This is a genomic window from Citrobacter sp. Cpo045 (genome assembly GCF_030332875.1).
GTDB lineage: Bacteria > Pseudomonadota > Gammaproteobacteria > Enterobacterales > Enterobacteriaceae > Citrobacter > Citrobacter portucalensis.
Genome location: NZ_JAOWGZ010000082.1, coordinates 1 through 19,010 on the forward strand (window position 1 = coordinate 1; position 19,010 = coordinate 19,010).

Below are 19,010 nucleotides of genomic sequence, written 5' to 3' on the forward strand. Positions count from 1 at the left end.
GTCTGTCGTCAGTACTTTCGCCCAAGAGCCACCTGAAGCGCCTCTTTATCCAGCATGGCTTCGGCAAGCAGCTTCTTGAGTCTGGCGTTCTCTTCCTCAAGCGACTTCAGGCGCTTAACTTCAGGCACCTCCATACCGCCATACTTCTTACGCCAGGTGTAAAACGTGGCATCGGAAATGGCATGCTTGCGGCAGAGTTCACGGGCGGGTACCCCAGCTTCGGCTTCGGCTTCGGCTTCGCGGAGAATACTGATGATCTGTTCGTCGGAAAAACGCTTCTTCATGGGGATGTCCTCATGTGGCTTATGAAGACATTACTAACATCGGGGTGTACTAATCAACGGGGAGCAGGTCAACACCAGCCTCCCTCACGCCAATACTGGTCACGACAAACGTGTATGGTGATGGCTGGCAGACCTTCCGTGACACCAAGAAAGAATACGGTGACTTCGCAAGGCTATACATGATTCAGCCAGGCATGGCCGAACATTATGGTTTGATAAACGTGCCCAGCGTTGTGACAGCCGACAGTAAGCGATTCATTAATGATGAATATTCACGCAAAGATTTTGAGGAGCTGAAATGAAAAAAATTCTCTCAGTTCTGAAATCACCCAAGACCCTGGTGCTCGCATGTCTGGCTTTTACTATGCCGGTTTTTGCGGCTGACGTTTCATCACCCGTACAGAACAAGGTCTGTCATGATAACCAAGTCTTATCAGCGAAACTCATTACGGATGTTTGCTGGAACTGTATTTTCCCGATAAAGCTTGCCGGTATTAATCTGTCGATGACAGGTACTGCACCTGACAATGCAGCATCAGGGACAGTATGTGCCTGTAAGGATGGATTGAACGTCTATCACCCGGGTGTATTGACCGCGATGTGGGAACCGAGAAAGCTCATCGAGTTAACGAGAACACCCGGGTGCATGTCATCCCTAGGAGGGGTAACACTCGACCTTGGTAATGATTTGCAGTTTGGCCCGCAGACCGATGGAGCAGCCGAGGAACAGCGGGAGCGTTTCTCAATAAGTTTCTACAACGCACATATGTATGCTATGCCGTTATTAAGAATGTTGGATATGTATCTACCCGGTCAATGTAATGCCGACCCATACAGCGATTTTGATATCATTAATTTCACGGAGATTGACCCGACCTGGAATAATACGATGCTGGCATTCTTCCAGAACCCGGAATCAGCAGCTGTGGCTAACGTGATAGCAATGCAGGCTTGCGCCGGTGAAGCAGCGGCACAATTTGCAGGTAAACAGCCAATAGACTCACTTTGGTGGTGTGCCGGTTCCTGGGGTGGGCAGTATCCTTTAACTGGATCGGTACGGAGTATGGATGCCCCCAGAACAACCAGCCTGGTCGGGATCCGTATGCTGGCCGCAGAACATCGTCGTGGACTGGCCTACCGTTCGATGGGAAACGATACTGTTTGTCGCTCCAAGATTTACCCAACGTTGCCAAAGCAACAGTACAAATTGAATATGTTCTACCCTACCCCGGAGACAAAAAACAGTCATGAGGTCGGTGAGTCCCCATACCAATGGCAAGGTGGGCCTTTCCGTTATCCAACCGGTAAAGGCCAGGACAGCACCTACATGATTTTCCAGTGGGTAGATTGTTGCCGCACAATGTAATAAAAAAACCCTGCAATGCAGGGTTTTTAATTTCTGTTTTTCGTTGAATTAAGCCTGCCGTTTAATGGCCTCATTCTGATCATCATTCGCTTCATTACTGGCATCCTGCAACACCTTTGTTTCCTGGTCTACCTGGGTAGGTTCTGTCTCAGTGCTTCCAGCCAATTCTTTTTCAGCGGCCCGGCCATTGGCCTGATTAAGCTCATCAGCAGATGCCTGCGCGTGACGTTTGAGTGATGCTGCCAGATCACGAATGAGATTATGAAGACGAGACTTAAACTCCTCGACCTCATCCTGATTAAAACAGTTATTTAACCAGAGGGTATCGATGATCTGGTGCAATTTATCAAAGTTCTGAATAATGCGGATAACCCGCAGCGCTTGCGGCGTTCTGATGCGAACCTCATGTTCTTTTGGATGGGTATACCCGACTTCATTGAGGCTGCTGCGTTCTTCTTCTTCTTTTACCGCACGGTTCAGAATAGCAATGTTATTTTCCAGTTCTTTCTCAGGCATGTCGATTACTTCGTTAACCGCCTTCAGTGTACGTTCAATCGCACCACTGTATTTAGTGCCAAGCCGTTCAAGGGCTCGGCTGTTATTGGTCAGATTGAAGAGAGCCTGGGAGATAATGTTAAAATTACGGGACTGTACCCGAATACCTTCCTGGGTGTGAAGAGTAAATTTCACGACAGCTTCAGGATTGGAATATTCGACACGAGAGTTAGGGGTTCGGTTATCCTGAGCCCCACTCTTTTTAGCTTGTTTTACGGTTTGTACCGGTGCTTTAGCCATAACAGAACCTCGGAGTTAATTTGTATGCCAATTGATTAGGCCAAAACTCAGGATAGTTGTCATTGAAAAATGGCTGCAATATGACCATGAAAAACCGACTTGAAAAATTAAACCAATATGCTTAAATGAATAAGAACCGAGCTGACGGACATCAGCACAACTTCCTAGTTAATTTCGCGCTCAACCAGCGCCCACCGGATGACCTCCTCCCGGGTTAACTACGCCTTCTACAGGCCCGAGCATCTCTGATGTGTTTAGGTTAAACCTGACATGTCTCTTTGCTTACCCAAACGGGTATTTTGGTTCTCAATCCCAAACAAAAAAAATTGTTAATCCTTTTAACTCCAGCGAATCAACAGATGTGCAGTTTTGTGTACATCCGTTTAGTTTACCTTTTAGGTAGCTAAATTTTCGCATTCTAAATTTATAGGTGATCTATGTCTGACCCAATCTCATTAATGGCAGGTATCGTATTTTTTGGTGCTGTGTATTACCGTGCCGAATATATCAGATTCCTTGGCCCAATCTGGCTGGCAATTTTTATAACGGAACGCGGTTTACTGTTCACTGGTCTCGGTTTTGTTACCGCGACTGTATGTGTAGTTGTTGCTTTACTCGTTATTTATAATTCATTCTTTACCAAGTCTGGGAAAAAATCTAATGAAGCAACTAATGGAAACATGGTTGAAGGTGTTTCTCGGGCTGGGTCAAATAATGACAAAGCCAAATATGCAAACCATCGTTTTGAAGGAAAGCTTGTTTACCACGGTCTCGAAAACTGGAAACACGATCCTAATAACGATAAATCGTATTTAGTCACAATACGTAGTGGTGGGAAAGACCATGAAATTTGGGCTGTTGGGCTCAAAAATGCTGTTGAGACTTGTGGAGCACAAGTTGGTGATATTGTTTCAGTCTGGAAAGAGTCTGAAGTAAGAACCGACAAAGCACAAGTGTTTGACGAAAGCGGTAAGGTTACAGGGTATCGTACTCTCCTTAACGAAAAACGTCGCGGCATTTGGGTTATGCAAGTACTCGCCGAAAGCTAAAATATTCTTAATTCAGGCTATAAGCCTTAACTTTTTAATCTTTTAAATATATGAGGTATATTATGACAATTGTCTATGGTAGTAGCATTGAGCCGGGTGGTATGGAACTGGATGATTACACAATGATTGCAGAGTGTGAAAATTGTGGGAAAGACTGCCGACATCGGATTTATGAAGACTGTGTTGCAGGGGCAATAAACCAGAGATTCTCTTATACGTGTAATCACTGCGGTTATCATTCCTGTAACGCTGAAGTATGTGACGTATGCGATAGCATCGAATGCGAAGAACATGCTGGTCGTTATCAGTCTAATATTTTCTTCGAAATGCATGAGCTCATTGAGCTCATGAAAATAGAGGGAGATATACTGGCAATCAGAGCAAAAATCAATGTAGGCGCTCACGACTTTGGAGATCTTTCAAAGTTAGATGATTGCCTGCATAGGCTCACCTTTCCAGGTTACTATGAACGGCGAAATACTGATCTCTATAAAGAGATATCAGATGCTTCAACCGACATGGCAATCCAAACATGGAAGCGTCTGGAACGCTTGTTATGCTAAACCTCCCTATAAAAACCCAGCGAAAGCTGGGTTTTTTTCTTTTCTGGATTGACCAACCAAACGTCGTATCATAATCTTATATCGCGGGCATCCCGCTTAACTTCTTTTAACACTCTTTATTTCGGCAACGCGCCATCCCTGAATGAATAAGTTCATTCGCACGGCTTCCCTACGCCCATAGAATTCGACACACGGTGCATCATGCATCGTGTTTTCTGCGCCGTCGAAAAAGGTGTTTTTCCTCTTGTTGAGGATACAGTGAGTCCAGCACTCTAACTGGATGCTTCACAAATCTTTCTAATTTTTGTGCCTATAGCACTAAATCATTTTAACTTTTTTAATTTAAAAATTTATGAGGTATAAACTATGCAATCCAGAGCAAAGGGTATTGTTGCGATAGAACCTAAATATGTGCCTGCATCTAACAATGCAGATTCATATATTTATTTCCGTTTGCGCTGTGACATGTCCATTAGCGGCAAGTCTCAGACCGAGTTCTATTCGATAAAAGCATTTGGTAAAGTCGCGGATTTTCTACGCGATAATATTCAAATGAATACCGAACTGTATATCGAAGCATTAGCTCGATCATTCCGTTATACAAAACATGGTATTGACCAAATGAGGACTGAGTTTCATGTTTTCATGGCTCGAATCATTCAGACTGGTCAATCAATAGATACCCGTGCAAATGAAACTGTAAAGCCACCATCTACATCAACCGTCACTTCGCTATCCCCTCAAGTAGCGCAAAAACTTAAGGACGATATGAAGTGGCAGAAAATGTCTGATGAAGAGGTAAGAACTGCTTCTGAAAAATGGAGAACAGTATATGCCGAGCAAAAGCAGCTGCACCCTGGAAAAGAGTCTGTATCACCAGACAACAATAAAAATTCAGTAGAGAAGATACCAGAAGCTTCGCCGAAGCTGGATGCTAAGAATAGAGCCGTGCAGACATCACGTCCGCAAGCCGCAACCTCTAAGCACCCTGTCAACATGCAAGCCTGGACAAATCTGCCAGCCGATAATTCGACAGCAGCCGTTATTGTAGCTCGTATGAAACTTAATGAAAAATTAAGCTCCTCCGGGCAAGTAACTTTAACTAACGCATATTCATCAGTTCGCGGTTGATATGACTGGTTGCTGATTCCTCAGCAACCTTCTTCTTTTTTAATCTTATAATTTATTTAATTTAATGAGGTATATATGTACTCAAATAAATCACGTAGTTCTGGTTCATTCTCAAACAACAATAAAGGGAACACCGATATTGTCGTTAAGATAGACAGCATTGCTCGACATATGTTGTCGCTCGAAAAGATGTTTGCATCCGCAGGTTCCAGTTCACCTCACATCTCATTCGAACGTGAATGCGTTTTTGCAAAACATATTGTCAACAATAATAACTACTTGGCTGACATAGCAGTTAATAATCCAAAGTCCTTCGAAACAGCATTCCTTCAGCTTGCAAGTAGCGGCCTTACTCTTGACCCGGCGCAGAAGCAGGCTTACCTGGTTCCACGCGATGGTCGTGTCATTCTTGACGTGTCCTATATTGGGCTCAGCAGGATGGCCACCGATGAAGGTTTATGCGAAGACATTGTGGCTGAATTAGTTTTTGAAAAGGACTCATTTAAAACCAATGGTCGTCGTTCCAGCCCAGACCACGAATTTGACCCCTTTGCTTATAAAGGGGGACTCGTTCTCACAAACACCGATCAGGGTGCTTTAGGAGATCGAGGCATGTTCAGGGGGGCTTATGTCGACTATTTAATGAAGGATGGACGTCATCTGGTATTTTTCATTGACCTTCAGGATTTAGCTCAATCTCGGGCGAAATCCGAATCTTGGGCAAAAGTGGAGAAACGGCAGTATTCACCGTGGACTCAGTTCCCTTGGAAGATGGTGCTCAAGTCAGCTATTAAGCAGACCATACACTTAATTCCTGGTAACCGTACTCGCCTGAGTTCAATGATTGAATATCTGAACACTGCTGGTGGTGAAGGTTTCCGTACAGCAACAATACCCGTCGCAGCTGCTGAAGCTGAAATGGAGGTTAGACAAGAAGCCAGGACGGCTGGTAATACGGATACTACAATCCGAACTGCAAAGTCTGATGATAAAGTTATTGAAGGTGAGTTTAATAAGCTCCCTGAAGAACCTGATTCAACCGAGCAGCAGGACATCAAGAGCAATACACCAACCGATGTTTACGATACGGCTGAGGGAAATACACCTCCAGCTGACGTAAATGGTTCGGCTGATGATATTCTCCCTCCACCCGGAGAAACCAATGGGCAGTCCAATGAAGAAATGTCTGAGCATCCCGGGGTCAGAAAATGGGCTGAACGCAGAATTAAAAAGTTAGTAAGCCGGGCAGAAAAGACGCTTGGATACGAAACTATTTTAAACGATGCAAAAAGCAGTTTCGATCTGAATGAAAGTGAGCTGGCATTCGCTCGCTTATCTTTAGAAAAATCCCGTCGGTCACTTCTCAAAAATCATTTAACTAACGCAGTAGGTAGCTTCGATTTTACTCAAGTACTTAACTTCATCGAAAAAATGGGTAAGGGTGAGTTTAAAACCGACGCGGCCAAATGGGTCGGTGAAGTCCAAGCCGAATCAATGGAAATACACAAGTTATATCTTGAGGCTGTTAATACATCTGATTTTGTGAGGCTCAATGCCGCTCTCAACAATGTGACATTTCCCCCTCTAAAAGAAATGGTAGAAGGTCTTATTGAAGATCTTCTGGCCGCTTAACTTATCCGGCAGGAAACTGCCGGTTTAACTTTCTAAATTTATCTTAAGGTGATCATTATGTCTGACATTTATGAAGTCGTTGATGTTGTGCAGGGCTCAAAGGAATGGCTCGAATGGCGTAAAACTGGTGTGACAGCAACATGCTCCCCTATTCTGTTAGAGGAGGCTGGTGCAACTAAAACGCCCTACGAACTCTATTTGCAATACGCTGGCCTGATTAAGGCAGAAGACCTTTCTGTCATTAAACAGGTTGATGCTGGTAAAAAGCTTGAAGCACTTGCCAGAAGTTACTGCGAAAAAGAGATTGGACAAATCGCCCTGCCTTTCTGTGTAAGGAACAAAAAGTATCCTTACATGATTGCTTCGCTGGATGGGCAGTTCGACGATGGTTCAATCCTTGAGATAAAGAATCTTTGCGAGAGCAAACATCTTTCTATTCTTCAGCTTGAAACCAAATCGCCAGAATTCCGTTATTACTACTGGCAAGTTCAGCACCAGCTGCTGACAACAGGCGCACCCCAGGCGTATCTTGTGTTTTGGTCGGCCACTGACCAGACCAAGGTCTTTAAAATTATGCCTTCGAAGAAAGCGTTTTATCGAGTCCAGGTTGCCTGCGAATACTTCTGGAATAAGGTTCAGACAAAAACAGCTCTACCGTTTGATAAGGAAAAAGATATTTTGCTTATCTCTGACCCTGAAATCATGTCTCAGACACAAGGCTTTAAGCTTCCAGACGACCTCGAAGCTCGTGTGGTAGACATAGCCAGACAAGTTGGAACATTGCAGCAGATGGAGAAAGAGTTGGCTTTAAAGAAAAAGCAGTTCGAAGAATACCAGAACGCGGTCAATTTATTGATCCAGGGTCTAGGTGCTTCTATTGGCTTTTCCTATAACGAGCTGGTTAGAATCGATGGCTTTGGCTTTCGTTTTCTTCAGTCTCGCGTACCGGAAAAACCGAGCTACAAACGAATCTGCGATAAATTATCTATTGACCCCAAACATCATCCAGAATGTTACGGTCAGTCATCGGTACGAAATTCGTTAAGTACCTATGAATATAAATCAACTCTGACTGATACTGTCTACATTCCTTTGGATGACACTTCCGTACTGGTATCTCCTGGTGCAGAAGAGACAGACTCAGCCCAACAATACGTTGTTTTTTAATTATTGAGCCCAGTTTAAAACTGGGCTTTTTTTTTGCTTGACCAATTACACATCCTTTATTATCTTTAAATAGCGGCTTAGTCCGCTTAACTTCAGGCAACTGCCTTTAAACACCTTCTAAATTCGGCGCTCAAGCCACTCCTGAATACCTCCTGGTATTCACAAGGATTTCTTTCGCCTAAACAAATTCGATAGCCTGCGGCTCTCATAAGCGGCAGGCTTTTTTGTCCGTCGAAAAAGGTGTTTTGTTGTCACGTAGACAACAACAAGTGCCTCAGTCACTCCCAAACTGAAACTAGTACCTAACTTCAGCCTTCATGCAAGGCCTAATTCATCTAATTCACTAATCTTTTTAAATGAGGAGTCTGATCATGTTTCTTGTAAATATGACTGCATATCTTGCATCCCCAGAACAACGGGAAATGGGCGTTATTGATGTCGATCAGCAAGTATCACACGCATTACGTGAACTGTTGACCTTTAATACCTGTCCTTCAGAAGATGTTATGACCGATAAAGCTAAAGAATTTGCTGAAATCGCTACATCACTCTGTAATAAATATAAGGCTGATGGTGTACTTGTTTATGCCAAAACCTATTTTATGCCTGTTCTGGTCTCTGCATTGAGAGCCAGAGGCATCGTTTCTTATGTAACGTATGCACCAAAGGTTACCAGTGTTGATAACAGTGGCAGTGTTAGCCGCAATTATAAGCATGTCGATTTAGTACGTGCTGATATTGCTGCATAACATCATTCTTCTTAATTAATTTTTAATTTTTAAATCTATCTAATTTAATGAGGTATATCATGACTACTAATTTCGCAAACCTGTCTGTTGAAATCATGGCGCGCTCTACACCTGTCCACCCTTCTGTATTTGGTATTGTTGTTCCAGATCATCAGATGGATAAAGTTAAACCGTTCCAGGGATTTGACTCAGCCAATCCATTTAGTGCATTCGTGCCTAAACAGAATGACGACTATGTTTTTGAAGCGTATTTGCGTTCATCTGTACTGATGTGGATTAACTATCCACAAAATCAGTCTCTGTGGATCTCTGGCCCAACAGGTTGTGGCAAAACCAGTGTTGTCGAACAAGTAGCAGCAAGACTTAACTGGCCTGTCATGAAAACTACAGCTTCACAAGACCTGGATATTAACAATCTCATTGGCGGTCTCCGGCTTCAGTGTAATGAACTGACCGGTGATACCAAGACTGTTTTTGTTCATGGCCCACTGACGCTGGCGTACAAGTATGGACTGATTTTCCTACTCGATGAGTACGATCAATTAGACCCATCCTGTGCCAATGCCTTTAACGCCATCCTCGAAGGAGGGAATTTAGTTATTCCTGAAACCAACGAGGTAATTAAACAGCACCCGAACTTCAGATTTGTTGCAACGGCTAACTCAATTGGTCAGGGCGATTTTACTGGCGTTTATGGCGGTGTGAAAACATTAAATGTGGCCAACCTTGACCGCTATATGTTTATCACTGCTGACTATATGCCAAAAGAAACCGAGACTAAATTGATTACCAAATATATCCCCGACACCAAAGTCGCGGAGAAATTTGTTGACGTTGCGAATATGATTCGCGGTCTTTTTGTAGGCAAGAATATCACCGGTGAAATTGACACTAGTGTCAATACTAACAGTGCAAAACTCCCGGACGGTGTTCTTCCCGACACTCGTTTATCAGTAACGTGTTCAACTCGTTCGCTGGTGGCCTGGCTTGACCGCTACTCAATGATGAAAGCTGCAAAGATGCCACGTGCATTATTAACAGCTTTCGATTATCAGATTGGTAATCGTGCATCAGCAGATGATAAAAAATCTTTGCATCTCATCGTTGAAGCTGTATTCGGTTCTGAAGCACTTAAATAAAACCCCGCTTGGGGTTTTTTAATTCTTTTTAAATCAATTTTAAATTAATGAGGTATGTCATGACTATCAAATCCAATGCCACTCAGGTTCTGGAACAACTTATTCTCGTTTCTCTTTCTGATATCACCAGTATTAGTGGTCGTCGTAAGCTGAAAAGAGAAGATCTTGGTAACAGTGCTGATTTGCCACCTGATGTACTTGTTTCATTAGGTAGCAAGAAAATCATTGACCCACAACTCATCAATCCATTTACCCGCAAGAAGAATTCAGCTCACGCTTTATGTCTTGAAGCGGGTATTAAATTTATGGGAGGCTATGCAATTCCAGCCGACAAGGTTAATGATTTAATTGGTAAACTGAATGTACTTAAGGGCGAGTTTTACGATTACAAAAAGGAATTTATGAAAGCTGATTTTAATAGCTGGATTAATTCTTTTGAAGAAAAGTATCGCTCTATACTTTTGCGTGATGCTGCGATCGATTTGTCTTATATGGATAGCCAGATACAATTTGGCTTTACTGCGATTCATATCACACCTTATGGTAACAGTGTCATTCAGGATGGTTTAACTGGGCAAGTTAAAAGTTTAGCGGATGAAGTTTATGAGGATGTGGCTGATGTTGTTGAAGGTTTCCTTAAAAACAGGAACCCCGATGCGTTTTCTCAGCACACACTAAATCCTTTACGCCGCTGCGGCGATAAACTCGCTTCCCTAGCTTTCATCGCACCAAGCGTCCAGTCTCTTAGCGACTATGTTAATCAGGTAATGAAAGACATTCCGCTAACCGGCAAAGTGACGGGCAAACCTTATAACGACATTCTCTCTCTCCTCAATAACCTACGCGACCCAATTCATGCAAAACAGTTTGTAGAACTGCTGTCATCAGCCAGTACTACAGATGGTAACGATGCGATTGACCCATCACTTTCAATGAACCTTATTGGAGATGATGATGCCATGACTTTAGCGGCCATTTCGGCAACTCAGGTTCAGGTAGAAACGCTTCCTCCTCCGCATACAGATGCGTTTGCATCTGCTGTGGTAGTAGAAGATCCGATCGGATTGCAAAGCGTTGATTCACTCGCTGAAGCCCCATCTGTTCTGGTAGAAATCAATGGTTCAGCTGATACGTCTTTGGCAATCGAACCGGTTAATACGTCGGCTGATACTGACGTTAACGACTTGTCCGATACCCAGGAGCATGGAATTGTTAATGACGCTGTAATACCGGCGTTTAGTGCGGTTATGGTCGATGATGATTCATTTTTGGGCGGTGATTCGATTGTACCCCGCTCTCTGCCAGACTCAGCTCTTATTTCGGGTTTGGATTCTGAAAAAGTCATTGATGGAAAAGAGCCTGAAATTGTAATTTCGTCTTCACTCGATGATGACGAAACAATAATGGTGTTTTAAAAATAAAAGGCCCACTCCGGGCCTTTTTTCTAATTAATCTATTTAAATTTATTGTGAGGTATATATGGGTATTTATAATTCCCTTCCTATTGTCGCACGTGCATTAAGCTCTCAGATTGGTCTTAATGTTTCTGTTGGCGGCAATGAAGCATATGCTACGGAGACTGGTGCTGGTTTTCTTATTAACCTTCCATTCTTCAAGGACGCTGAAATGTTGGCAAATCCGTTATTAGGGTATGCCGTACATGAAGCAGCACATATCCGTTTCACTGATTTTGGTGATCTTAAGATATTCATTCAAGAGCATATGGAGTCGGATAAATACAACGTTGAGGTACTTAGACACCTGGTCAATCTTTGCGAAGATTTGCGCATTGAACGTGCGATGAGTTGTCGCTATCCAGGTACATTGAAGTATCTCAATTCACTGAATCATTTTTTGTTCAGTGAAGAAGCGGAATCCTGTGATAAAGCTTCATCGGTATTTCTGGATACCCTGCTTACTTGTGGTTTGAACCGCTTCAACGGTTTAACTATCCCAACAAAGCAAGTGCGTGAAGACTTTGAACGCATCTTCGGGCTGGAGCTGTACGACAAAGCTATGACGGTTATGGCTGAAGCAGTACAAGCAACCTCGATTAAAAAGGTGTTTGAAGTTGCATGTCGGTTATATGACCTCGCAGTAGATGCATTTAACGAAACTAATGAGCAAGAAGAACCTCCGCAGGATGATAATCAGGGCGCTGATTATGGTGACAGCAAAGGCGATGACAGTTCGTCAGAGCCGGGCCAGTCATCCGACAGTTCTGACAAAAATGGGGATGGCCAGACTGTAAGTTCAGGCGGTAATGGCGGCTCGCCGTCATCGTCAGCCGGTCAGAATGGGCCTTCTTCAGATCCTGATGGTAATACCGGTGGCGCACCAGATAAAGAACATGGGCAAAACGATAGCGATGATGAAAACGATAACTCATCGTCAACGTCAGCTAATCGTAATACTCCTGCTTCCGACTCTGGTGACAACAAAGCCGGAGCTTCCCAACCGGGCTCAAATGCTTCGGGTGAAGCTTCTGTCGTTAACATGTCCCAGGGCGGTAAAGACCCTTTCGAAGGAACCACATCGAATGACCTTGGCCGTACTGGACAGAACACTTCAGATAAGCTCAATCAGTTAATCAAAGACAAAGTACCACCGCATCAACGTATCGTTTCACCTACTCCATATTCAGTAGCACCTGCGAAGCGGCACGATACCGGTAATGCATCCGTAAGTTTAGGGGTGCAGATGGCTACCGGGTTACGCCAATCACTTCATGGGTTGTTACAGGGTGTAAGAGCGGTGAGAAGAACACATCGTGAAACTGGTCGTAAGCTTGATTCTCGACTGGTTACCAGTGCCATGCTGGGCAATACGCGTCTTTTTAAACATAAGTCCAAGGCAGTAGATGTCAGTTCTGCTTTTACTATCCTGCTGGACTCTAGCGGGTCAATGAGCCGGTCGGTTAAAGAGGCTGAAGCCGCTGTTGTATCAATGTTGTATGCGCTCGATGGTATTCAGGGGGTAACTACCTCGGCATACCATTTCCCACACGCCGCACATAATAGCGTAGGTCTGTTAAAAGGACGGGAGCAAACTTTACGGACAGCTATAGGAACTCATCAGTTTGGTATTGGTACGCAAGGCTGTACTCCTCTTTGCGAATCGTTATGGCCTGCACTTGCAGACCTGACGTCAGCTAAAGCGGATCGCCATGTATTGGTTATAGCAACTGATGGCCAGCCTGATGATATGGCTTCTGCGCGAGCGATGATACAAAGCGCTAAAGATGATGACATCATCGTTATTGGCATCGGTTTCGGTGATGCCAGTGACCGCATGATGAAAAGTCTTTTTGGTGATACCGGTGTTTCTGTCGGTTCTGTTTCTGCCTTACGTAGCAAACTCTTTGAAGTAACCCGTAAAGCTCTCATGTCTTAATCTGTATTTTAATTTCCGTTTTAGCTTTCTAAATTAATTTAATTTATTTTAAAGGTGATCATTATGTCTGCAACCGCAAAATCTAAAGTGGTTCACGAAAATCAACTCTCATTCATGAGTATTTTCGATGCCACTGAAAGTGAATATGATCTGATATCAGCCGATTCAGAACATAATTATGAACTTCGTTTTTCATCAAAGATGGCTTACGAAATAATTCGGGATAGTATATATATCATGACTGCATACCGTAGTACTGGTGAGCAGCGTGTGGATGAAATCCTCTGGATTTGTTCGGAAGAAAATCAGGAAGACTTATGTTCATTTACGAGTTGCTGCAAAATAGCGGGTCTTGATCCATTCGAAACCCGGATGGAAATCCTGCACGAGTGGTCAAGTGAATTGGCAAAACAAGCAAGACTGATTGCGTGTCATCACTTTACTGCTCCCACTAATATGGAACATGTTGCATCCCAACGTATTGGATACGAAAAATACAGAAAAGCGTTTTATCACACTTATCCTAAAGAGGCTGCGAAGCCGCTTAAGAATAAACCTCTGTAATAATACAAACGCTGACTTCGGTCAGCGTTTTTTTCGTGCCACGCTGGAGACTAACATGAATATTTTAAAACATGACTTCGATAGTTCCTCTGAACTGCTACAAGCGGGTTTATTGCTTAATCAATTGGAGGATCTAATAGGGTTTATTTCCACGAATGAGTTCAGGAAAACCTCAATCAATCAGTTCATTGAGGTTGAGGCATCTGAACTTATGGTTTTTAACCTATGGCATCCGATGTGTCCCGATATCACTGAGGTTCATTTCTTCCGTGATATGGATTCAAATTGGTGGCCATACAAGATTTATGAACTCATGTCTGATATAACCACCCAAACCCAATTCATTCCTCGGGTAAATCAATAAAGGTGACATCATGATTCATTATTGGGTTAAAGTGAGACCCGGTGAAACAGATATCCTCGCACCTCTTCGTCATGGGGTTCTCGCCATAAAATATTTGGATGGAGCGCCATTGCTTTTCCAATGGCCTCCTGAAGAAGGATGGACGTTCGAAACCCTGGATAAAGTACAGCCTTGTGGTGTTGAGTTTGGGGCCGATGCATATATTAATGATGTATGGATTGGTACTACAGAATTTTAATCTTTAAAGACTGAATGTCTGGAGTCTCATTTAATGGATATCCCATGCATTTTGTTTATATCAAATAGTCGGCATTATGTAATTACTGAAGACTCTGTTATCGCTTCATGGCCATCACGTTCTGATAAAGAAAGTGAGATCATTCAGCTTAATGACGGTCGGATTATTACTGCAAACAATGTACGACGATTTAACTTCATCGACATTTCAAAGATCGAAAGCCTGACGGCGATTGATGATGGAATTGTCTTTTAACTATATAGATTAATAACTGGAGTCTGTATGAGTGGCTGCGCGTTGATAGAGTATAACAACCGCACCGCCAGAATACGCGGTGAAGTTGCACAAGGCGATAAGCATTATATTCAGTATGCTCTCGCTCACTGGGCTGTCATTGCAATCAGGATTCGCAATACAGACCATCATTTTACCCGATTGCCGGTTGATGAGTGGATTGAAGGAATTGCAAAACAAGTAAATCCTTCTGAGGCTCGTGAGCAGATATTTAATGCTCTATTGCGGTGTAAGCCGGGTATCTTCTAATTCATTTAATTTATCGAGGTATATATGTTTCATTCTGAAACCGAGGATATCTATGGTTTTGTGTCTGGCGATATGTCATTGCGACCTCATTCAATCGATAGAGATTTGCAGGACTTAAGGTTACTACTCGCCGATATGGATACCATTAATATTCTGAACGAACGAGGGATAGGAACTCAGAAAACCATCTTTCATGTAACACAAAATGAGTCGAAGGCATTAATGCTGGTTACTCGTTTAACTTACTGCCAAGGTGGTGGACGATTTACTCACCCTGAATGTGCTCTTCTTGTTGAACAGATAACTGATCTAGGACGTAAGTTGGGTAATAAACATTTCGATGCGGCGATGAATGAAGCAAAACGCTTTATAGCGAATGAGGCTGACTTCATGAAAGAACAAACTGTCTGGTAGAAAATTTCTAAGGAGTCACTCATGTATACTTCAACTACTGCTAAATCAGATCATATTGATAGCTTTAATAACGCACAAAACCGTATGTTGATGAATTACGAACGTGATGAGTTTGAACAAGCTCCCGCTGCCGTACTTTATGATGCTGTCGGTGCTGTCGTAAACGATGAATCTGATATTGATATAATTTTTCGCCTTATGGATATGGAAGGAGAAATGTTGTTTCTCCGCGCAATGAAAAACCTCGGTTGCCAAGAGAATGTTTTTTATTACGCATCTGAATCTGGTGCGGTGCTGACTGCTAACGATGCAACGTTGCTTGAATTTGCTTATAACCTGGGCAAACATATCAGCAATGAGTTCTTTACGCGTTTCTTGCGTAATTCTCAGTTAGCCCGTGAACTCATCGGTAACATCATTCGTATAGGCAACGATGCCCTTAAATTTCCAGATGACGGCCTGAATACAGTATTTGAATGCTGTGTGATGGAGAATTCATCCTGGAAGAACCAAGGCCATTTTAAAGATAACTTTGGTCTTTAAAGCATCTAATTCTTTTAATTAGCTAACACAGAAAAACCCAGTCTTCGGACTGGGTTTTTTTGTATTTGCTGATTTCAAATCATGTAAACAAAACGGATGCACATGAAAATTACTTTTGATTTTTACAGTCAAAACGTTGCCATTTTTGAACTTGTTATTTTAACCCATATGGCAAACTAATCGTAATGCCGTCCGTATTTCTGATAAGGGAGTTTTATGAAGACACTTAAATGTTCTCATAACAGGGCAATGCTTATGCCAGCACACAAAATCCCTGCGGTATTAGTTAACGACGACCCTAAGAACATAGTTACTGATGAGCTGTTGCGTAAATATGGAACACGCATGACTCTCGATGAGGCTTGCTCCGAAATTGGTGTTAAGTCGGATAGTGTAGCCAAACGTATAGGACAGGTCAGATATAGGCATTATGCATTAACTCGCCAACTTGAAAGTGCAAGGGTCTTTAGTGGAAAAAATAGCTTTTTCTGGACGGAGTCTATCGCAAGAATAATTTCCGAGGGTAATTCCGATGAAATATCAATTTTTAACTAAAATCATTATTCCCCTGCTAGTGGGATTTGCTTTTTCTACCTCAGTTCTTGCGGATGAGGGTAACACCCCAACGTCTCAATCCCCTCAGACCACCAGTGACGACCTCGCTGGTGGTCAGGCATTTCTGAATGGAAAAGAGGAAGGTTGGTTCTGGCGTAAATCGCCACCTGAGCCAGTGAAGAAAAAGCCAGTGAAGTTACCTCCTCCGCCGACTTTACCGCCTCAAGAAACGCCTAAACAGGTTGCTCAAACACCTATGGAGTCGACTCCAGAACCTGCCGCAACTGAAAAGCCCGGCCCGGCTCCGTTCACCGTAGCCTGGTTTAATGAAAACATTCAGAAACTACGCAACCAGGCCATCGACAATCCTACCCAAGAAAACGTTAGGGCATATTTTCTGGCCCAACGCATTATGCTGGATAAAGCCAGCCGCTTTACTGATATGGCTAGGTTGGTTACTTCTACCGACCCCCTCATAGATGAGAATAGCCGCCGCTCAACCTCAACATTTGGGGCAATGGATCAATCGAATGAAGCTGAAAACAATTCGAGAACGGTCATAAAAGACGTAGCGACAAAAGCAGGATTGTTTTTCTTCTTCCGTGGGGAAAACTGCTCCATATGCGTAAAGCAAGCTTCTGTTATGAATACGTTTAGTTTCATGACAGACATGAAGGTCATCCCAATTTCACTTGATGGTAAACCTCTTCCAGGGAATATTTACCCGGACTGGAGGCCTGATTCTGGCCAGGCATCAAAGCTCCAAATATCAAACGCACCTGCGATAGCTCTGGCAATCCCGCCATCTACAACACGCATTGTCTCATTTGGGCCTATCAGTGCAGACCAGTTAATTTCAAGAACAGTCCTTATTGCCCACGATGCAGGGATCATTTCTGACCAGCAATATAAGAGCACCTTGCCATATAACGATACCGGCTATATCGACTCAAACATTCTGAATGACATGCCTAAAGACCTAACTCAACAACCTGATGAGTTTATCAAATATATACAAGCTAAAGCTGGCTACGGTTCGACACCTAACCCAAATGCTAATAACCCGGGGGAAAAATGAAGATTTCGCGCAACTATAATATAAAGAATGTATTCCGTAGAAACATTCTTGCAATTTCTATCTGCCTCTCCGGGTTGACAGCTTTTCAATGCGAGGCCACCAGCATTAGTACTCAGCTAGACAGTATGTTCGGCTCTATGTCGAATGTTACAGCTCCCGGTGATTATCAGAGCGTTACACGTGATGGATATACCGGTGGCGGATTTGTTCTACGTAATAAGCTCCGTACATTGACACCTATTAGTATTAGTCTCCCTTCTGCGTCGGGAGGATGTGGAGGGATAGACCTTTTCGGCGGGTCATTCTCGTTCATCAACGCTGATCAGTTCGTCCAGATGCTACGTAATATTGCTTCTAATGCTGCCGGTCTAGCTTTCCAGTTGGCCCTGAACGCTATGGATGCCGTTCTGGATAATGCTATTTCGAAAATGCAGGCAATCATCCAGCAGATGAACGATCTGACCGCAAATTCGTGTCAGTTAGCGAAGGGGTTGTTAGTCGACACTGCCTCTGCATTTGGTGACAGTGCAAAGGCTGCTGTATCTTCTCAGCTGTCCTCTGATGGCCTCTCAGACCAATTTAAAGCCATGTGGGGCAATATGGGTGGTGGTAAAGCACCCGACGTACAAAAACAAGAGGCAGGGAAAAGAAAGGCATGTGACGATTACGGTAACATTGTGTGGTGTTTGCTCCAGAATGGTAGCTTTAGTAATCAATTCATCGGCTCCGAAGATGAGCAAAAAGAACTTATTATGTCTATGACCGGCACCATCATCGTCGGTAGCCAGTTGGGTACAGATAAAGATGGGTCAGCTAAAAAGAGTGTGGTTAGGATTGCTCCACTCGCAACTTCAAATGTCCTGGATTCTTTTATAAATGGTGATGATAGTTTCGATTTCTGGTCTTGTTCAGGTCAGACTAGTACTTGTGAGAATCCCAAAAAACAGACCAAAATAATTAAAGGTCTCGCTGCCAATATCACACTCTTCTTTATCGATAACGGATATTTGAGCTCGGCCAGAACTGGTTCAAACCCTGGGGATGCTAAATTACGGCAAGCAAACTACTACAACGTAGCTGGTGCTACCAGTAAAGCGACTCAAATTGCACGTCATGATTTAGCCGCATCTTATTCCTATATACGTGAACTATCTCCTGTCATAGCCTATTCAGCTGCTTATAACTACCTCAGCGAAATGCTTACGGCTGCTGCGACCGGCGCACGGCTCCAGCAGGAAAATGATAAATCGGCGTCAGTTTATTATAAGGATGCTGGAGAGCTAATCGAAAAGGCAAGGCAAAATCTGTATGTCTCCTATAACGCCATGATATCCCGTTATGGTGGCGAGGCCCGTATACCTGAATCATTCAGCAACTATATGACAACGCTTCCGCAGGTTCATTATGAATCTGAAGGTTCTCTTGATGGCTCGCTCTAACAAG

General features: G+C 43.3%; 21 protein-coding genes and 1 pseudogene. 20 read left to right on the top strand and 2 right to left on the bottom strand.

Annotated elements, in window-relative coordinates; all coding sequences use genetic code 11:
- Positions 1-14: 14 nt before the first annotated feature.
- A pseudogene (locus OGY13_RS05915) lies at positions 15-284 on the bottom strand (transposase); the annotation flags it as partial.
- Positions 285-582: 298 nt separating this feature from the next.
- On the opposite strand from OGY13_RS05915, the gene OGY13_RS05920 reads away from it, so the two are divergent.
- Positions 583-1,650, top strand: a complete 1,068-nt coding sequence (locus OGY13_RS05920) for a TraU family protein (protein ID WP_007372234.1) — start codon at positions 583-585, stop codon at positions 1,648-1,650.
- Between the two features lie 48 nt (positions 1,651-1,698).
- On the opposite strand, the gene OGY13_RS05925 is transcribed toward OGY13_RS05920, so the two are convergent.
- A complete protein-coding gene (locus OGY13_RS05925; RefSeq protein WP_009653890.1) occupies positions 1,699-2,445 on the bottom strand; it encodes an AcaB family transcriptional regulator in 747 nt (248 codons plus the stop codon).
- A gap of 437 nt (positions 2,446-2,882) precedes the next feature.
- On the opposite strand from OGY13_RS05925, the gene OGY13_RS05930 reads away from it, so the two are divergent.
- From OGY13_RS05930 to OGY13_RS06020, 19 genes are all read left to right on the top strand, one after another.
- A complete protein-coding gene (locus OGY13_RS05930) occupies positions 2,883-3,494 on the top strand; it encodes a hypothetical protein (RefSeq protein ID WP_009653893.1) in 612 nt (203 codons plus the stop codon).
- A gap of 62 nt (positions 3,495-3,556) precedes the next feature.
- Positions 3,557-4,057 carry a hypothetical protein gene (locus tag OGY13_RS05935; protein ID WP_016241582.1) on the top strand — a complete coding sequence of 167 codons (501 nt, stop codon included), beginning with the start codon at positions 3,557-3,559 and terminating at the stop codon, positions 4,055-4,057.
- A gap of 366 nt (positions 4,058-4,423) precedes the next feature.
- The gene (locus OGY13_RS05940) at positions 4,424-5,188 is read left to right on the top strand and encodes a single stranded DNA-binding domain-containing protein (protein ID WP_016241581.1); all 765 of its coding nucleotides are present in this window, start codon (positions 4,424-4,426) and stop codon (positions 5,186-5,188) included.
- 75 nt (positions 5,189-5,263) lie between these two features.
- Positions 5,264-6,820 (top strand): recombinase RecT, encoded by a 1,557-nt coding sequence (locus OGY13_RS05945; protein ID WP_007372238.1) that lies wholly within the window; start codon positions 5,264-5,266, stop codon positions 6,818-6,820.
- A 57-nt stretch (positions 6,821-6,877) separates the two neighbouring features.
- Positions 6,878-7,987 (top strand): lambda-exonuclease family protein, encoded by a 1,110-nt coding sequence (locus OGY13_RS05950; protein ID WP_007372239.1) that lies wholly within the window; start codon positions 6,878-6,880, stop codon positions 7,985-7,987.
- A 371-nt stretch (positions 7,988-8,358) separates the two neighbouring features.
- Entirely contained in the window at positions 8,359-8,736 is a 378-nt protein-coding gene (locus OGY13_RS05955) for a hypothetical protein (RefSeq protein WP_007372240.1), read from the top strand.
- 59 nt (positions 8,737-8,795) lie between these two features.
- Positions 8,796-9,875, top strand: coding sequence for an AAA family ATPase (locus OGY13_RS05960; RefSeq protein WP_007372241.1), 1,080 nt, complete (start codon positions 8,796-8,798; stop codon positions 9,873-9,875).
- A 59-nt stretch (positions 9,876-9,934) separates the two neighbouring features.
- A complete protein-coding gene (locus tag OGY13_RS05965; protein WP_009653892.1) occupies positions 9,935-11,290 on the top strand; it encodes a DUF3150 domain-containing protein in 1,356 nt (451 codons plus the stop codon).
- A gap of 64 nt (positions 11,291-11,354) precedes the next feature.
- Complete coding sequence (locus OGY13_RS05970) at positions 11,355-13,268, top strand: VWA domain-containing protein (RefSeq protein WP_007372243.1); 1,914 nt, start codon at positions 11,355-11,357, stop codon at positions 13,266-13,268.
- 63 nt (positions 13,269-13,331) lie between these two features.
- Positions 13,332-13,832, top strand: a complete 501-nt coding sequence (locus OGY13_RS05975) for a hypothetical protein (protein ID WP_016241579.1) — start codon at positions 13,332-13,334, stop codon at positions 13,830-13,832.
- Positions 13,833-13,887: 55 nt separating this feature from the next.
- Positions 13,888-14,196 carry a hypothetical protein gene (locus OGY13_RS05980; protein ID WP_016241578.1) on the top strand — a complete coding sequence of 103 codons (309 nt, stop codon included), beginning with the start codon at positions 13,888-13,890 and terminating at the stop codon, positions 14,194-14,196.
- A 10-nt stretch (positions 14,197-14,206) separates the two neighbouring features.
- Positions 14,207-14,434 (top strand): hypothetical protein, encoded by a 228-nt coding sequence (locus tag OGY13_RS05985; protein WP_016241577.1) that lies wholly within the window; start codon positions 14,207-14,209, stop codon positions 14,432-14,434.
- 33 nt (positions 14,435-14,467) lie between these two features.
- Positions 14,468-14,689: a hypothetical protein gene (locus OGY13_RS05990; protein ID WP_007372244.1), complete on the top strand. Its 222-nt coding sequence runs from the start codon at positions 14,468-14,470 to the stop codon at positions 14,687-14,689.
- A gap of 27 nt (positions 14,690-14,716) precedes the next feature.
- Positions 14,717-14,977, top strand: a complete 261-nt coding sequence (locus OGY13_RS05995) for a hypothetical protein (RefSeq protein WP_016241576.1) — start codon at positions 14,717-14,719, stop codon at positions 14,975-14,977.
- Between the two features lie 24 nt (positions 14,978-15,001).
- Positions 15,002-15,391, top strand: a complete 390-nt coding sequence (locus tag OGY13_RS06000; RefSeq protein ID WP_016241575.1) for a hypothetical protein — start codon at positions 15,002-15,004, stop codon at positions 15,389-15,391.
- Positions 15,392-15,412: 21 nt separating this feature from the next.
- Positions 15,413-15,934 carry a hypothetical protein gene (locus OGY13_RS06005; RefSeq protein ID WP_007372245.1) on the top strand — a complete coding sequence of 174 codons (522 nt, stop codon included), beginning with the start codon at positions 15,413-15,415 and terminating at the stop codon, positions 15,932-15,934.
- A 216-nt stretch (positions 15,935-16,150) separates the two neighbouring features.
- Complete coding sequence (locus OGY13_RS06010; RefSeq protein WP_024196083.1) at positions 16,151-16,489, top strand: hypothetical protein; 339 nt, start codon at positions 16,151-16,153, stop codon at positions 16,487-16,489.
- A complete protein-coding gene (gene traF / locus OGY13_RS06015) occupies positions 16,467-17,567 on the top strand; it encodes a conjugal transfer protein TraF (protein ID WP_007372246.1) in 1,101 nt (366 codons plus the stop codon). Before OGY13_RS06010 ends, traF begins: the two co-directional genes overlap by 23 nt.
- Positions 17,564-19,006: a conjugal transfer protein TraH gene (locus tag OGY13_RS06020; protein ID WP_009653894.1), complete on the top strand. Its 1,443-nt coding sequence runs from the start codon at positions 17,564-17,566 to the stop codon at positions 19,004-19,006. The genes traF and OGY13_RS06020 overlap by 4 nt, the downstream gene beginning before the upstream one ends.
- Positions 19,007-19,010 lie beyond the last annotated feature (4 nt).

Excerpts from the sequence above, each read along its gene's own strand:
- OGY13_RS05920 (WP_007372234.1), top strand. The coding sequence starts at position 583 with ATGAAAAAAATTCTCTCAGTTCTGAAATCACCCAAGACCCTGGTGCTC.
- OGY13_RS05925 (WP_009653890.1), bottom strand. The coding sequence starts at position 2,445 with ATGGCTAAAGCACCGGTACAAACCGTAAAACAAGCTAAAAAGAGTGGG.
- OGY13_RS05930 (WP_009653893.1), top strand. The coding sequence starts at position 2,883 with ATGTCTGACCCAATCTCATTAATGGCAGGTATCGTATTTTTTGGTGCT.
- OGY13_RS05935 (WP_016241582.1), top strand. The coding sequence starts at position 3,557 with ATGACAATTGTCTATGGTAGTAGCATTGAGCCGGGTGGTATGGAACTG.
- OGY13_RS05940 (WP_016241581.1), top strand. The coding sequence starts at position 4,424 with ATGCAATCCAGAGCAAAGGGTATTGTTGCGATAGAACCTAAATATGTG.
- OGY13_RS05945 (WP_007372238.1), top strand. The coding sequence starts at position 5,264 with ATGTACTCAAATAAATCACGTAGTTCTGGTTCATTCTCAAACAACAAT.
- OGY13_RS05950 (WP_007372239.1), top strand. The coding sequence starts at position 6,878 with ATGTCTGACATTTATGAAGTCGTTGATGTTGTGCAGGGCTCAAAGGAA.
- OGY13_RS05955 (WP_007372240.1), top strand. The coding sequence starts at position 8,359 with ATGTTTCTTGTAAATATGACTGCATATCTTGCATCCCCAGAACAACGG.
- OGY13_RS05960 (WP_007372241.1), top strand. The coding sequence starts at position 8,796 with ATGACTACTAATTTCGCAAACCTGTCTGTTGAAATCATGGCGCGCTCT.
- OGY13_RS05965 (WP_009653892.1), top strand. The coding sequence starts at position 9,935 with ATGACTATCAAATCCAATGCCACTCAGGTTCTGGAACAACTTATTCTC.
- OGY13_RS05970 (WP_007372243.1), top strand. The coding sequence starts at position 11,355 with ATGGGTATTTATAATTCCCTTCCTATTGTCGCACGTGCATTAAGCTCT.
- OGY13_RS05975 (WP_016241579.1), top strand. The coding sequence starts at position 13,332 with ATGTCTGCAACCGCAAAATCTAAAGTGGTTCACGAAAATCAACTCTCA.
- OGY13_RS05980 (WP_016241578.1), top strand. The coding sequence starts at position 13,888 with ATGAATATTTTAAAACATGACTTCGATAGTTCCTCTGAACTGCTACAA.
- OGY13_RS05985 (WP_016241577.1), top strand. The coding sequence starts at position 14,207 with ATGATTCATTATTGGGTTAAAGTGAGACCCGGTGAAACAGATATCCTC.
- OGY13_RS05990 (WP_007372244.1), top strand. The coding sequence starts at position 14,468 with ATGGATATCCCATGCATTTTGTTTATATCAAATAGTCGGCATTATGTA.
- OGY13_RS05995 (WP_016241576.1), top strand. The coding sequence starts at position 14,717 with ATGAGTGGCTGCGCGTTGATAGAGTATAACAACCGCACCGCCAGAATA.
- OGY13_RS06000 (WP_016241575.1), top strand. The coding sequence starts at position 15,002 with ATGTTTCATTCTGAAACCGAGGATATCTATGGTTTTGTGTCTGGCGAT.
- OGY13_RS06005 (WP_007372245.1), top strand. The coding sequence starts at position 15,413 with ATGTATACTTCAACTACTGCTAAATCAGATCATATTGATAGCTTTAAT.
- OGY13_RS06010 (WP_024196083.1), top strand. The coding sequence starts at position 16,151 with ATGAAGACACTTAAATGTTCTCATAACAGGGCAATGCTTATGCCAGCA.
- traF (WP_007372246.1), top strand. The coding sequence starts at position 16,467 with ATGAAATATCAATTTTTAACTAAAATCATTATTCCCCTGCTAGTGGGA.
- OGY13_RS06020 (WP_009653894.1), top strand. The coding sequence starts at position 17,564 with ATGAAGATTTCGCGCAACTATAATATAAAGAATGTATTCCGTAGAAAC.